This is a genomic window from uncultured Mailhella sp. (genome assembly GCF_963931295.1).
In the GTDB taxonomy this organism is placed as follows: Bacteria; Desulfobacterota; Desulfovibrionia; order Desulfovibrionales; family Desulfovibrionaceae; genus Mailhella.
On sequence record NZ_OZ007001.1, the window covers coordinates 2,742,207 to 2,755,865 of the forward strand.

The following is a 13,659-nucleotide window of genomic DNA, read 5'->3' on the forward strand; positions in this document are numbered from 1 at the left end:
TTTTCTCTGCAGTTTTCCTCAGACAGGGAACAATTCATGGAATCGCTGACTGTTGTCGTGCTCGGGGCGCTGGTCGCCGTTGTTGGTTTTGTCTGGGCGGTGTTCTGCGTCATACACGCGCTGCTGCATAAAAAGGATTCGCAGTCCGCTCTGGCATGGGTGGCGAGCATCATGCTGCTGCCTTTTCTGGGGAGTCTCGCGTATTCGCTTTTCGGCATCAGCCGGGCCGACAGTCTGGCCGGACGACTTCTCGACGAGGCGGCCAGAAGGCAGGATTCGTCCGACAGAATCCTGGATCGCCGTCTGAACGCCGAAGAGGACGACGAGTCTCTTCCCGTGGAATGGAAGGCTCTGAAGGTGGGCCGCGCCCTCACCGGACGCCGCATGATGCGCGGCAACCGGCTGGAACTTCTGAAGAACGGCGAAGAGGCCTATCCGGCCATGCTGGAAGCCATAGGACAGGCCAAGCGCATGGTCTGCCTGTCCACCTATATTTTCCGCGGCGACGATACGGGCCGCGCCTTTGCCGACGCGCTTGAAGATGCGGCCAGACGAGGGGTGGACGTCAGGCTCATTGTGGACGGGCTGGGCGGCATGATCTATTCGCTGCGCAAGCCGTGGCGCAAGCTGCGCGAGAAGGGCGTGAAGGTACAGATGTTTCTGCCGCCGCGCCTGTGGCCTCCCATGTTTGCCGTGAATCTGCGCACGCACCGCAAGGTGCTCGCCTGCGACGGAACCGTGGCCTTTACCGGCGGCATGAACATCGGGGATCATCATCTGGTCACGCTGCCGCGGCGCGGACGCGTGCAGGACATCCATTTTCGCTGCACCGGGCCCGTGGCCGCGCGCCTGCAGGAAGCCTTTCTCATGGACTGGGCTTTCGTGAGCAAGCTGCCCACGCCGCCTTCGCTCATGGAGCCGGAGGAGAAGGGCGCGTCCCGCTGCCGTCTGGTGTTCGACGGCCTCGGCCGCAGTCGGGAAGACATTCATCAGCTTTTGTGCGGCGTGATTTCCGCGGCCAGACGACGGGTCGTCATTTTTACGCCGTACTTCATTCCTCCGCGCGAGCTGTCCGGCGCGCTGGTGGCCGCCGTGCAGCGCGGCGTGCAGGTGGACGTCATTCTTCCGGCGCAGAACAATCTTTTCTACGTGCATCACGCTTCCCGCCGCTACCAGGGGCCGCTGGCCAGAATGGGCGTGCGCATCTGGTATCAGCCGCCGCCGTTCGCCCATACCAAGCTTCTGCTGGTGGATGACTGGTATGCGCTGATGGGGTCGGCCAATCTCGATCCGCGCAGTCTCTTTCTCAATTTTGAACTCAATGTCGAGGTGGCCGATCCGGCTTTTCAGAAGGAGCTTTCGGACTACGCCGATGAGGTGCTGTCCCGCTCGCGCCGGATGCGCTACGAAGACTATGACCGCGCCGCGCTTCCCTCGAAACTGTTTGATTCGCTGTGCTGGCTGCTCAGTCCGTATATTTGACTCCCTGAAAGGTAGCGCAATATTACGCAAGACTTCTGTCGTTGACTTATCCGCCCAATGCCGTATGTGAGTAACATACGCTACCCCATGTCATGCAAGGAGTTTGCCATGTCGCTGTTCGATATTCTGAATTCCCCTGAACTCAAATCCACGCTTGGTTCCTTTGCCGACAAGGCGAAGAATACGGCTTCCGATATCACTTCCAAAGCGCCCGGCGGACTCGGCGGACTGCTCGGAGCCGGGGCGCTGGGCGCGCTTCTGGGCAGCTTTGTTTCCAAGAGCGTGCTGAAGGACGCCGCCCTGGTGGGAGCGGGCGCCGTGGCCTGGAATTTTTATCAGAAGTGGAGTCAGAGCCGTGGCGCTCAGACGGAGGAAGTCGAAGTGGTTTCCCGGCAGACGTTCGGGGGAACGGGCGGAGCCTCTGTGCCCGCGCCTGCGCTGGACAATACGGCCATGCTCATGCTTCGGGCCATGGTGTACACGGCCCGGGCTGACGGGCATATCGACGCGACGGAACAGGGACGCATTCTCAATCTGGTGGAGCAGCTCTGCCCGGGCAGAGACATGTCCGCAGTCATGAATGGTCTGATGAGCGAATCCATTGATCCGTCCCGGCTGGCGGCAGAAGTGCGTTCGCCGGAGCAGGGCGACGATCTGTATCGGCTCTCCTGCCTCATTGTGGACGTCGATCATTTTATGGAACGCAGCTATCTTGACGGTCTGGCCTCGGCGTTGCATCTCTCCGCCGAGAGAAAGACGGCGCTGGAGCATGAAGTGGCGCAGGCGAGGCAGCAGCTTCTGCCGGGCTAGAGAGTTTCGGCTCTTTATTTCCGGCGCGTTGCTGACGCGCGCCGGAGCAGGACGCATGCCCCTTCATAAAATCTGATGGATTTACAGGCGTGACGCATTTCCGCCTGAGCTCCACAGACTCGGCTCTTAAAGAGATTATGACTGATAGTTAACTGTTTTAGTAACAGGATGATATGACGTGTCCGTCTCGGCCTGATTTCCCAATGAATGACGACTTGACGGGGGAGCACTCTCAAATGCTTATGAAGCGCCTTTGCGCCGCAGGGTTCTGCCGCATCACAGTTTCGGCAGGACTTTGCGGCGCGAGCTTTTTGCACTACACTGAGACAGTTTTTCTTGCGGGTGAAACGTCTCCGGCCTGCGCGCGAGGCGCGATGCAGGGAAAGGAGGAAAACTGTGAAGGAGCGAGGTATGAAAAGAGCGTCGACGCTGGGCGTGGGAGCGCTGCTCGTGTGTCTGGGAACCGTTCAGCCGTGCCTGGCGGAAGAAGAGCTGGCGCCGGGCTTTGACGCCTGCATGGAAAAGTCGGGGGGCGTGACGATGGAAATGCGCATGTGCCTTGACCAGGCATACAAGTACTGGGATGCCGAGCTGAACAGCAATTACACGGCGGCCATGAAGCGGTGCGGCGATACGGGTGATCCGAAGGCGTGCAAGAATCGTCTTCGCAATGCGGAACGCCTGTGGGTGCAGTACAAGGAGGCCATGTCTGACGCGATCATGGGCTATGAGGAGGGCACCATGGGACCGGTCCTCGGTGCTGATTTTCTGGCGCGGGAGACGAAAAAACAGGCGCAGGAACTGGGAAGCATGGCTGGGCAGGGCGAGTAGGGCCTGTGCTGCGGATTCGTTGAGGCACGCGGCGTCCTAGGAGTGCCGCATCGTTTCGTGAACGGGAATGCATCGAAGCCCTGAGGCCGAAGCCGCCTCGTCACGGGGCGCGGGGCTCGCCGCGACGCTATAGGCAAGCTGTCTGGGGCATGGTTTTCACCTCTGAAGTGCATAACAAAGGCGCGTTTTGACAACGCGCCTTTTTATACTCTGGAATGGTTTGTCCTCTCCCGTAAAACGGCGTGATGAGGCGAAAGGATACGTCATATGACGATGATGCAAATCGTACATGACGACGCTGCTAAGCTGCCATGGCGCAGCAGTTTTTTCCTTGTCGGTTGGCTTGATAAAGTGCCTCATCGGCAATTTTATATGCTTCATCGAAGGAGTTCTTATCGAGGCACGGCGTTATACTGATGCTGCATGAAACTTGTCGTTTCCCGGCCAGCATGAGCTGTGCTATATCACGATATACGTTTTCAGACAGTTCTCACATTGCTTCTCTGGAAACATTTTCTACAAAAACAGAAAATTCAACGCCCCACAGCCGACCGAGAATACCGTATTTGATGAAATGTGTAGGTAATACATCGGCAATGTATGTAATAACTCTATCACCGATAGGATGACCATAGGTATTATTAATTTTTTTTAATTATTAATATCAAGAAGATGAGTATTAATCAAGTCTGTATTGCGGTAATTTTTGTTATTATAAATGATAATAATAATCTTTTTACTAATGAAAACAAGCTGGAAAGTTTTACTCCATTGATGTTTGGCGTACAATTATACATAAATCGAGCGTGTTGTAGGCAATATCAATAGATAATACAGCAGACTGTGAAAGTATAACATGTTGTCGTGAACAGCTTTTTTATTTTAGAAACTATATAGATAATAAAAATCCCCCAGAAACGTATTGAGTTTCTGGGGGTAAAATATAATATTATTTTATATAACGTTTGATGTAATATTTTAATTTCTTATGTGCATTATGCAATCTGTGTAACAAACTATAGTGCGTTTTTACTCCAGAATTATCAAGAAGAGTAATTGCATCTTCTTCTGATATGTTGTTTATCATTTTATTTACATAAAATGAATCCCATTCAGTCATGAAATCCTTTTCAATGCCTTCATCTTTTGCAATAGCATTAAGAATATTACAATAAGTTTTTCGTCCGTTTCTTATTTTTTCTATGGTACGTTCCCGTATTTCTTGGGATGAAATAGGAAGCGCTATGGCCTTTTTGACGGCTTCGGCAATGCTGTCGGGATCAGGATCTGCCCAGATGACGTAATCTTTGTCGAACATGGCGTCGCGGCCCCCTATATTGGGCGTTGTGACTACCGGCAGTCCGCAAAGCAAGTATTCCACGGCGGCAAAGCAGGCTCCTTCTTCTTTGGACGCAATGATGCCGCACCGGCTGGCTGACAGCTCTTCACAAATTTTGTTTGTATCGAACCAGTGCCAGCCGTTACTGTCAATCTGGGGGCAGATAAGATTGGGACATGCCGCATTATTGCCTCCAGCATGAGGAAGTATGCGTTTTTCATAGTCGTAGTCGGACGGGTCGAGAAAATAGGTGAGCAGCGCGCAGTTGTTCACCTTGCTGAGAAGCTCCAATCTCTTATAGGAAGCCATCCGGGAATTGGAGATGGCGTCGTATTTCTTAGGCACCTGCCGAATGGTGTAGCAGCGTTCGTCGATGAGGCAGTTCTGATTGCATAACTCTGAACGAATGTCGTGAGTCCGCAGGAGTTCCAGCTCTTCCGGTTCATTAGCCAGAACCGTCACAATAATCCACGGATATCGTTTGGCATAGTGATGATATGCCCGCGCAAGATTTTCAATCTTTTGCGGCGGACGTATGGACATATTAAGGGTAAGAACAATATGGATGTTCTTTCCCTTTTGTATGTATGGGGCCAGTTGCTTTACAGGCGTATAGATATGACCAAAGTTATAACTGTGAAATATGAGAGGATCCTGTGAGACCTTGCATAGGGTAGGCATCACTTCCTCCTGTGGAGTTAGACGTTGAACAGAAGTCCTACACGTTGAACAGGAAGCCTTACACGTTGAAGAGGAAGTCTTACACGTTGAAAAGGAAGTTCCTGTTTGGAACCACGTGTAATGTTTCAACAACTACTTATAAAAATAAAAAAAAGCCTGTCCCTACATCGGGGGCGTATCTCCCCTATATCTCCCCACTTGGTGTGGAGAGTTATGCTTTGCCGAAGGCAAAGCTGGGGGAAGTAATTCGACTTCGCTCCCCCTTTTCCCCTACAAAAAATATATCTGACCATAGTGTCATAGCGTCCTGTCGTCAATCTTGGGTCCTTTCCGGTCTCTGGCTTATGCGGGGGCTTGCCGAGCGCAATAACTCGCAGAAAATTTTTGAAAAAAAATTTGAAATTTGGAAAATCGGCTGCGTCTCCGTATGTGAGGAGGTGGCGGCATGAGCAACCACCAGAACGGCGCCCCGAACTCTCCGAAGGAATGGTTGCGCGATGAGATCATTAAGGCAGAGGTGCAGCGCAAGGCTGAAGAAGAGGCCGCAAACCTTGCACGACTGAAGGCTGACGCCGAGGAGAGCAAGGACGGCTCTGGAAAGCTTCAGCGGGACAAGGAAGTGGAAGAGCGGCAGCGCTTCGTGGAAGAGTGCGCCGCTACCGGACAGAAGGGGTCAGGTATCCTGTTCAATGAGCTGAACAGGGGAGAGCTGATATTCGTCCCCGAGTGGAACACCTGGCTGGAATGGCGAGAACAGTACTGGGCGAGAATATGGCCGTTTGAAGCGACGGACAGGGTAGAGAGAGTTTCCCAAGCGTACCTGGAAGCGGCGGAACGCCTTCGGATCATGGCGGCATCGGCCCGGGCAGAAGATGATAGCGAACGAGCCAAGGGTCTGGACTCCAGGAGCAAAAAGCTCAGAAGCGCGGCGGACAAGCTTCACCAGAAGCAGGGGATCAACGCCTGTTTGGATTTATCTCTTTCTCATAGTAGCCGGCTCACGGTGCCGGGCGTGAAAACGGACGCGGACAACTTCATCATCGTGGCGAAGAACGGAGTTGTAGAGCTGCGCTCCGGCAAGCTGAGACCTGGAAAGCCAGAAGACTACTTCACCCGCCACTGTTCAGTAAACTGGCAGGGAATAGAGGCAGCCTGTCCCAAGTGGGAGAAGATGCTGTTCGAGATTCTGGGCGAGGACCCGGACGTGCTGCATTACATGCAGAAGCTTCTCGGCATGGCTCTGTGCGGCGATATATCGGAAAAGATATTCGTGGTTCTTCTGGGCGCAGAAGGCGACTCTGGTAAGACGACGATATTTGAAATTCTGTACGAGATACTCACGGGTAGCGACGGCACGAGTGAGACCGGTTATGCCGCGCCCATGCCTGTGGAGTTGCTTCTCGACCAGGGCACACCGCAGAACCCCAACAGTCCTACGCCGGCAGTTCTTGAAATGAAAGGGCAGAGAATAGCCTGGGCATCGGAGCCGGGAGAGAACAGGCGCTTCTCTGTGGACAAGATCAAACTCATGAGCGGCGACGACTCCTTGGTGGGGCGATCCCCCTATGACAAAGGCAATACGAAGTTCCGGCCGACGCATACGCTTTTTCTCCTGACAAACCACAAGATGAGGGCGGGGGATAATGACTCTGCTTTCTGGAAGCGCCTCAAGCTGGTGGATTGCCCGTATTCCTTCGTCTCAAATCCTGATCCGAACAATCCCATGGAGCGGCTGGTCAACAAGAACCTCAAGAGGGAGATTCTTTCAGAAGAGGCCTCCGGGGTTCTGGCATGGCTGGTGCGTGGATATCAGCTCTACGAGATAGAGGGACTCACTCCTCCGGAGAAGATAAAGAGGGATACCGACGCCTACCGCAGAGAAGAAAGTATCATCCTGCAATTCGTAGATGCATGCCTGGAAGAAGATCCGGAAGCGCCTCGTTTATCTGCTGCGCATATCTATACCGTGTTCAAGGCGTGGTTCGAGGACAAAATGAGCCGCCGGGGATGCCCGTCTATTTCCACGTTCGGCAAACTGGCCAAGCGGGTTATCCGCTGTGAAAAGGCCGGCGGGCGCGTCTGGTATTACGGATACAAATTCAACGAGCAGGCGGAATTCGACTATCCCAAGGAGGTGAAGGAACATGCGTAACTTGAAGCGTTGCTTTAACTTCACCGCCTATCATGATACTTGCATGACACTGCCAAGACACTGGTGTCATGGACAGAATTTCAAGGAAAACGGCAGATTATATATCAAACATGACACCATGATACTTTTCCCCGTAAAACTATATATATGCAAAAATTTTCTCACGCGCGCGCATATATACTGTCATAGTATCATGTTTTTTAAAAAAATAGAAAGTAACTATAGAAAAACAATGGAAAAAGTTGCCATGACACTTTCAGAAAAAAGTATCATGCAAGTATCATGGCAGTATCATGGTGTCATGGCAGAGTCTCTGCTGACGACATTGGTGCATCTTTTCCTGGTCGGCCTGATAGCCTGGCGGGTGCTGGGGGGCGCGACATGCTGACCATCACGGATCTGTACACGGCGCGGGGGCTGGCGTTGAAGGGCAAGGGCCGCAACAGTCGCGGCGCGGAGTTCGCCGGGCCGTGCCCGCTGTGCGGCGGTCGAGATCGGTTCCTGGTGTGGCCAGAACAGAACGACGGTCACGGCTCTTACAGCTGCCGGCAGTGCGGCATAAGCGGCGACGTGATCCAGTGGCTCATGGACGTGGAAGGTATGACGTTCCAGGAGGCGGCGAAGGCCGCAGGACGTAAGCTGGAAGGTCGTCCGGTAAGAAGCACGCCACAAGCCCCGCGAAGGCACGAAAAGGAACCTGCGCGTATCGAGACACGGACAGAGTCGGAACGAGTGCAGGACGTCGCTCAGTGGCACGAAGAAGCGGCTCATTTTGTCGAGACACGGCACAAGGCAATCTGGACACAGACGGAAGCCCGGCAGTACCTGGCTGGGCGCGGACTCGATGAAGTAGCTGTACGGGACTACAGGCTGGGATGGCAGTGTGGTGAAAACGGCAGGGGACACATCATGCGCCTGCGCAAGAAGTGGGGGCTGCCTGATGAAGCGGCACGGGAACCGGGTGGCCGTACTCGCCGGGCGGTATGGATCCCCCGCGGCATCGTGATTCCCTGTCCTTCTGCCGAAGGCGGAATTGAACGAATCCGTATCCGCCGCCCGGACGCAGACCGCAGGCAGGCGCTGCCGAATCTGAAATACTATGTCATGCCGGGTAGCGGCGGCACGCCTCTTTTTCTCGACATGAGGCACGGAGCATTCCGCAACGCTCCGGCCTGTGTGGTCGTGGAGGCAGAGCTTGACGCCATGCTGGTACACCGGGCGGCCGGAGATATCTGCGCGGCTCTGGCTGTGGGTACGGCCCACCTTCGGCGCCTGCCCGTCGTTCTTATGAACAGACTGAAGTGTTTCCCCGTGATTCTGGTGGCCCTGGACGTGGACGATAACGGCGCCGGCGGCAAGGGGTGGGAACTCTGGAAAGAGACGTTTTCACAGGCGGAACGCTGGCCGTGTATCAATGGCAAGGACCCGGGAGAGATGTTTCAGGCTTCAGTACCCGGCCACGGTCATGAGAATATCCGGGAGTGGGTAATCGCTGGCTTGCCACCTGTGTACGCGGAAGTCGCCCGCAGAGCAGAAAAGAAGGAAGTTCCACAGGAAACGTCAGCGGAGCCCCTGAAAGATTCAGAGCCGCAACCTGAACCGGTGCGGCCGCAAAACCAGCAACGACCGGAGCCTTCCTTTCCAACGCATCCTGTATGGGATCTGAACGGCTATTACATGGGCAAGGAACTGGTGAAGCAGTGCCTGCACGCCAACGGCCTTACCCTGGTGCCTGTACCGGGTGACGTGAGAATCCGTGGAGACCGCCAGTTGCCGAAAAGTGAATACGTCAAGCTTCTGCCTTTCCTGAGGAGGCACAGAGAATATCTCGATGAAATAGCAAAAGATATGGGGACAGAATAATGCTGAACAATGATCTTGAATACTACAGGCAGATGGCCAGAGATATGGATGTGGACGCATGGGCAGTTCTTCCAGAACTTTGTGACGAGATAGAATGCCTGCGGAAAGAAGTAGAAAGACTGCAATATGATGAAGATATTGACGAGTTGATTGATGATGTGGAGCAGAAGCGCGCTAATTTGAAGAAGAACTCAAAGTATGTAGCTTCGGATCAGGCTGGTGATGAGTATGTCCAGGCAATGATGAAGGCCATTCCGATACTAATAGCGACAATACGCCGTATGCGCGGGGGAGAAAACCATGTTTAAGCCTAGAGACCGCAAGGGAAAGAGAAACGGAGAGCATGACCCGCGTTTTCATGTGGCAAAGGATGCACTGTATCTGCATAAGTGTCACGACTGCGACCGTATGACCACAGACTTTCGTTGCCCTGCCTGTCTCAGAAAATGGCGCCTGAAAAATGGTGTCCTATTGAACGCTACCGACGAGGAGGGGCTTTGATATGAGCCAGGCGGGGACCACGTTCCGCACGGCTGCGGATGCCGTGGAGTGGCTGAAGATGCAGGGTTACAAGATCAGCGCTCCGCAGTTCTCCCGGCATTTTCGGGCCGGAAAGATTGCCCGCGATGGCGACGGCTTTTTTACCGCGTCGGCCCTTCTCGGCTATGCGGCAGCACAGCTTCAGCCTGTGGTCCGCATAGAGGACGCTGAGAGCAGAAGCGTGGCCCTGGGAAAAATGAGTGCGGACTCTGAGCTCAAAAGCGTGAGGGCCGCCCGTGAGCGCCTGAAGCTGGAACGGGAACAGGGCAAGCTCATGAGCGTAGAGGTTCACGAGCAGGACCTTGCCGCACGTGCTGTGTTTTTCAAGTCGGAAGTGCAGAGCTTCATACACCGCAAGGCTGGGGAGATCATCGCACTCGTTGGAGGCCGTGAAGATGCCGTACCGGAGCTTATTGCCTGGTGGGAAGGGGCTACGGCGGACTGGATGGACGCATGGAGCACGGAGCAGGAATTTGTGACGCAGGACGGCGACGCCGCCGAAGACGTGGAGGCCGATGATGAGACTATCCTTGACTGAGGCGGAACGGCGCATATTCCGCAAGCGAGATATTCCTCCTGTGTCGCGCTGGGCGGCACAGCATCTCATTGTGCCGGACGGCCCCTATGCCGGGGCACGGTACCGGCGCGACGTGAATCCGTACCTGGCGGGCATCATGGACGCATTTTCCGAGCGCAGCGTGGAGGAAGTGGTGGTCTGCGGTGCTCCCCAGACAGGAAAAACGCTGTGCCTGTACGCATGCCTGTGCTGGTGCATCGACTACAGGCCGGCGCCGCGCATGCTGGCCATGCCGGACGACGAAACGCTGGCCCGCGTGGTGGAAGCCAAACTTAAGCCCATGTTCCGCAAAACACGGCCCGTGCGCGAGCTTCTCGGCAAGAGCAAGGGCGGCCGCACGGGATTTGCCGACGGAACGGCCCTGTACCTGTCCAGCGCGGCCAGTGCCAGCCAGCGCGCGTCTATTTCCGTGCAGGATTTGTTTCTGGACGAGGAATCTCTGTTCCGAGCTTTTGCAGGCCACGGAGACCCGGTGACGGACTTTAGGGAGAGAACGCGCTCCTATCCCTATACGCACAAGATCATGCGTATCAGTAAGCCCGTGGGCGATGAAACGAGCACGATATGGGCAGACCTGGCCGCCATGGATGAGGTGCGCCGTTACCGGGTGGTGTGCCCGGCCTGCGGGACGGAACAGGTGATGCAGCCGGAGAACATCATTTCCGAGCACGGCGTGAAGGACCCCGTGCGGGTACGGCGCGAAAAGCTGGGGCGCTACCGCTGCCCGCACTGCGCCTATCACTGGACGGACTACGCCCGCGACCAGGCCGTGGCGCGCGGCCGATGGGAGGCCGACAGTCCGCTTCCGTCTCCCCACCGCGTGGGCTTCCACCTGCCGGCTTACCTTTCTTCCGCAGTGTCTCTTTCTGAGGTTCGGGCGGCGCAGCTGGAACTGGAAAAGACGGACGATGCAGACGCCCATCAGGCATACGCCAACGGCATTCTGGCCAGGCCCTATACTCCGGTCATTGCCAAAACCAGTGAGGACGAAGTGCTGGAGCTGGTGGACCGCGACCTGCCGCCGTGCACGCTGCCCGCCGGATATCGGGCAGTTACGCTGGGGATAGACATGCAGCGTGTTGGCTTCTGGTACATGGCCGTTGCCTGGACACGGCGGCTGGACGGCGCGGTCATTGACTACGGCCGCCTTCAGGACTGGGAGGAGGTGTACCGCAAAGTCTTTGAAACGGAATACGCCGTGCAGGGGCAGGACGATTCCGTGCCCGTATGGCGCGCCGCGCTCGATACCGGCGGCGGTCTGGAAGGGGACGCCATATCCCGCACGGAACAGGCCTATGAGTTCCTGCGCCAGTATGGGATGGGGGTGCTGTGGGGAACCAAAGGTGCAAGTCACCGCCAGAGCCTTCCCGTGCAGTGGAGTCTCATGGAACGGATGCCTCAGAGCCGAACGTCCATCAGGGGTGGGCTGCGTCTTTATATTCTGGACACTGACTACTTCAAAACATGGACAACGGCCCGCCTTCAGCCCGGAAGCAGACAGCCTTTTCGTTTGCATTCCGGATGCGATGAAGCTCTGGCAAAGCAACTCACTGCGGAGCAACTCGTACGGGAGAAGGGAAAGCGGGTATGGAAACAGCGCCGGCGGGACAATCACTGGTTTGACTGCCTTTGCCTGTGCACGGCGGCCGCGCATTCCACCTGGACGCCGAGCCTTTCGCGCATACTGGAAACTGTGGAAGAGGAAGAGCCCGCCTTTGTCGAGCAGAAGGGGGCGTGATGCAGCTTGTGGGGATGAAGGAGATATGCGCTTACATGAAGCGCAGCGAGTGCACAGTACGTAAGCTCATACGTCTGCATGAACTCCCTGCGGTGAAGATTGAAGGTGAATGGATATCGGACAGTGAGCTTATCAATGTATGGCTGCGGGAGAAAATCAAGGATTTGAAACATGGGAAAAAAAGATGACCGCAGGGCAGAAGCGGAAAAGCGGGACAGGCTTCTTCATCTTCTGCTTATCATCATGACCGTTTATGACCAGTGGATGATGGGTATCGGAGGTGGAGGCTCCAGAGATGATGACATTATTCCGGCACTGGACATGTGCGGGAGTGAATCACGATGGGCGCGCTTTCAGCTGGACCGCGTGTACCGCCGCATGGCGGAGTGTTTTGAGCTTCTGGGTTATCATGGCCGTTATTGCCTCAATTCCGGGCAGTATCGCAGCGTCAACGAAAAAATATCGGTCATGAATGGGAGTTTGCGTCGGTATGTTTCGGGCGTCTCTGGAGAGCTTCATGAACTGGTGACATGCACCAAGGTGCTGAGCTTCATGCTTTCCGTTCTGGTGCAGGCTACGCACGAGAGCCGGCGCTCCGTGCTTATGTTGGACAGGGTGTTTTCCACGTTTGCGGATCACTGGTTTCCCAACGACGTGGCCATGGTGCAGGCCGTGGTAAACATTTATGCGGACTCATGTGTCCGTGTGCTGGGGGTGAAGATATGAGCAGCTTGCTACAGGGGGCCTTGAAGCGATGTCCGTTCTGCGGTGGAGAAGCCGAGATCAGAATGGATACAGATATGAGCGCCGGCGGTCTGTACGTCTATGCCGCGTGCAGGCTTTGCGGCGCGCACCGTGCTCCAGAATGGGCACAATCCGCGACAGAGGGGCGACAGGCGGCGGTCATCAAGGCCGCCAGAGACTGGAACAGGAGAGCGAAAAAATGAGACGGGGACGTGTAACGAGCGCGGAAGTTGTGCTGCTGTGCCTGGCGAACGCCAGTCTTATGGCTCAAATTCGCCGCAATCGAAAAGAATATGAGGAAATGCGTGCAGTGGCACAAGCTACTATCGACCACCTGAGGCACGAGGTTGCCGAACTGGAAATAGAAAACCTTGAATTGAATAGCCGGCTGGGCGAGGAGAACGTCGCGGCAGGATAAAGCGACCGGGACGAGTATGCCCCGGTATGGTTTTGCCCCTCTTTGGAGGGGCTTTTTTTTGCCCCAAAAAACAGCCGTAAATCGTGCCCCCTGAAAAACCTGTCAACGATAAATATGGCCTTTTTACCGATAAAGAAGGCCTTTTTACCGGCATATACCGATAAATTCCGTTTTGGCCATTTTTCGGGGTTACGTTTTTTTCCATCTTCGCGGGCATGGTGTCCGCGGGAAAACATGGGGCAAAAACATGACCTATACCTGGTGCGAACTGGAAGAGCAGCTTCTGGAAGACATGGCCTCCGGAGGCTTCGGAAAAGTCCAGAGCTACAGCGTGAGCACGGCGGGCGGCTCCCGAAATTTCAGCTACCGGACGCTCTCTGAACTGAAGGATTTGCTTGCCTATGTTCAGAGCCGTTGCGCCATGGAGAGCGGCAAGGTTCCCTATGTGGGGCGAACCTGCGCGGGCAGCGCCGGGAGGTCCTGA

General features: G+C 55.3%; 14 protein-coding genes. 13 read left to right on the top strand and 1 reads right to left on the bottom strand.

Annotated elements, in window-relative coordinates; translation table 11 throughout:
• Window positions 1-36: 36 nt before the first annotated feature.
• The 3 genes from ABGT79_RS11570 (at window position 37) to ABGT79_RS11580 (ending at window position 3,123) form a co-directional block, all read left to right on the top strand.
• Window positions 37-1,482 (top strand): phospholipase D-like domain-containing protein, encoded by a 1,446-nt coding sequence (locus ABGT79_RS11570; protein WP_346666296.1) that lies wholly within the window; start codon window positions 37-39, stop codon window positions 1,480-1,482.
• Window positions 1,483-1,590: 108 nt separating this feature from the next.
• Window positions 1,591-2,292, top strand: a complete 702-nt coding sequence (locus tag ABGT79_RS11575; RefSeq protein WP_346666297.1) for a DUF533 domain-containing protein — start codon at window positions 1,591-1,593, stop codon at window positions 2,290-2,292.
• A 411-nt stretch (window positions 2,293-2,703) separates the two neighbouring features.
• A complete protein-coding gene (locus tag ABGT79_RS11580) occupies window positions 2,704-3,123 on the top strand; it encodes a lysozyme inhibitor LprI family protein (protein ID WP_346666298.1) in 420 nt (139 codons plus the stop codon).
• A 949-nt stretch (window positions 3,124-4,072) separates the two neighbouring features.
• Here ABGT79_RS11580 and ABGT79_RS11585 read toward each other — a convergent pair.
• Window positions 4,073-5,143 carry a glycosyltransferase gene (locus tag ABGT79_RS11585; RefSeq protein ID WP_346666299.1) on the bottom strand — a complete coding sequence of 357 codons (1,071 nt, stop codon included), beginning with the start codon at window positions 5,141-5,143 and terminating at the stop codon, window positions 4,073-4,075.
• A gap of 445 nt (window positions 5,144-5,588) precedes the next feature.
• Here ABGT79_RS11585 and ABGT79_RS11590 point away from each other — a divergent pair, with 445 nt between their 5' ends.
• The 10 genes from ABGT79_RS11590 (at window position 5,589) to ABGT79_RS11635 (ending at window position 13,659) form a co-directional block, all read left to right on the top strand.
• The gene (locus tag ABGT79_RS11590) at window positions 5,589-7,295 is read left to right on the top strand and encodes a phage/plasmid primase, P4 family (RefSeq protein ID WP_346666300.1); all 1,707 of its coding nucleotides are present in this window, start codon (window positions 5,589-5,591) and stop codon (window positions 7,293-7,295) included.
• 232 nt (window positions 7,296-7,527) lie between these two features.
• Complete coding sequence (locus tag ABGT79_RS11595; protein WP_346666301.1) at window positions 7,528-7,683, top strand: hypothetical protein; 156 nt, start codon at window positions 7,528-7,530, stop codon at window positions 7,681-7,683.
• Window positions 7,677-9,158, top strand: coding sequence for a primase-helicase zinc-binding domain-containing protein (locus ABGT79_RS11600; protein WP_346666302.1), 1,482 nt, complete (start codon window positions 7,677-7,679; stop codon window positions 9,156-9,158). The genes ABGT79_RS11595 and ABGT79_RS11600 overlap by 7 nt, the downstream gene beginning before the upstream one ends.
• Entirely contained in the window at window positions 9,158-9,466 is a 309-nt protein-coding gene (locus ABGT79_RS11605) for a hypothetical protein (RefSeq protein WP_346666303.1), read from the top strand. The genes ABGT79_RS11600 and ABGT79_RS11605 overlap by 1 nt, the downstream gene beginning before the upstream one ends.
• Before the next feature lie 194 nt (window positions 9,467-9,660).
• Window positions 9,661-10,236 (top strand): hypothetical protein, encoded by a 576-nt coding sequence (locus ABGT79_RS11610; RefSeq protein WP_346666304.1) that lies wholly within the window; start codon window positions 9,661-9,663, stop codon window positions 10,234-10,236.
• A 40-nt stretch (window positions 10,237-10,276) separates the two neighbouring features.
• Window positions 10,277-12,013 carry a terminase gpA endonuclease subunit gene (locus ABGT79_RS11615; protein WP_346666305.1) on the top strand — a complete coding sequence of 579 codons (1,737 nt, stop codon included), beginning with the start codon at window positions 10,277-10,279 and terminating at the stop codon, window positions 12,011-12,013.
• Window positions 12,010-12,201, top strand: coding sequence for a hypothetical protein (locus ABGT79_RS11620; RefSeq protein ID WP_346666306.1), 192 nt, complete (start codon window positions 12,010-12,012; stop codon window positions 12,199-12,201). The genes ABGT79_RS11615 and ABGT79_RS11620 overlap by 4 nt, the downstream gene beginning before the upstream one ends.
• Window positions 12,185-12,739, top strand: coding sequence for a hypothetical protein (locus ABGT79_RS11625; RefSeq protein ID WP_346666307.1), 555 nt, complete (start codon window positions 12,185-12,187; stop codon window positions 12,737-12,739). Before ABGT79_RS11620 ends, ABGT79_RS11625 begins: the two co-directional genes overlap by 17 nt.
• A gap of 139 nt (window positions 12,740-12,878) precedes the next feature.
• Window positions 12,879-13,175, top strand: coding sequence for a hypothetical protein (locus ABGT79_RS11630; protein ID WP_346666308.1), 297 nt, complete (start codon window positions 12,879-12,881; stop codon window positions 13,173-13,175).
• A 247-nt stretch (window positions 13,176-13,422) separates the two neighbouring features.
• Window positions 13,423-13,659 (top strand): hypothetical protein, encoded by a 237-nt coding sequence (locus ABGT79_RS11635; protein ID WP_346666309.1) that lies wholly within the window; start codon window positions 13,423-13,425, stop codon window positions 13,657-13,659.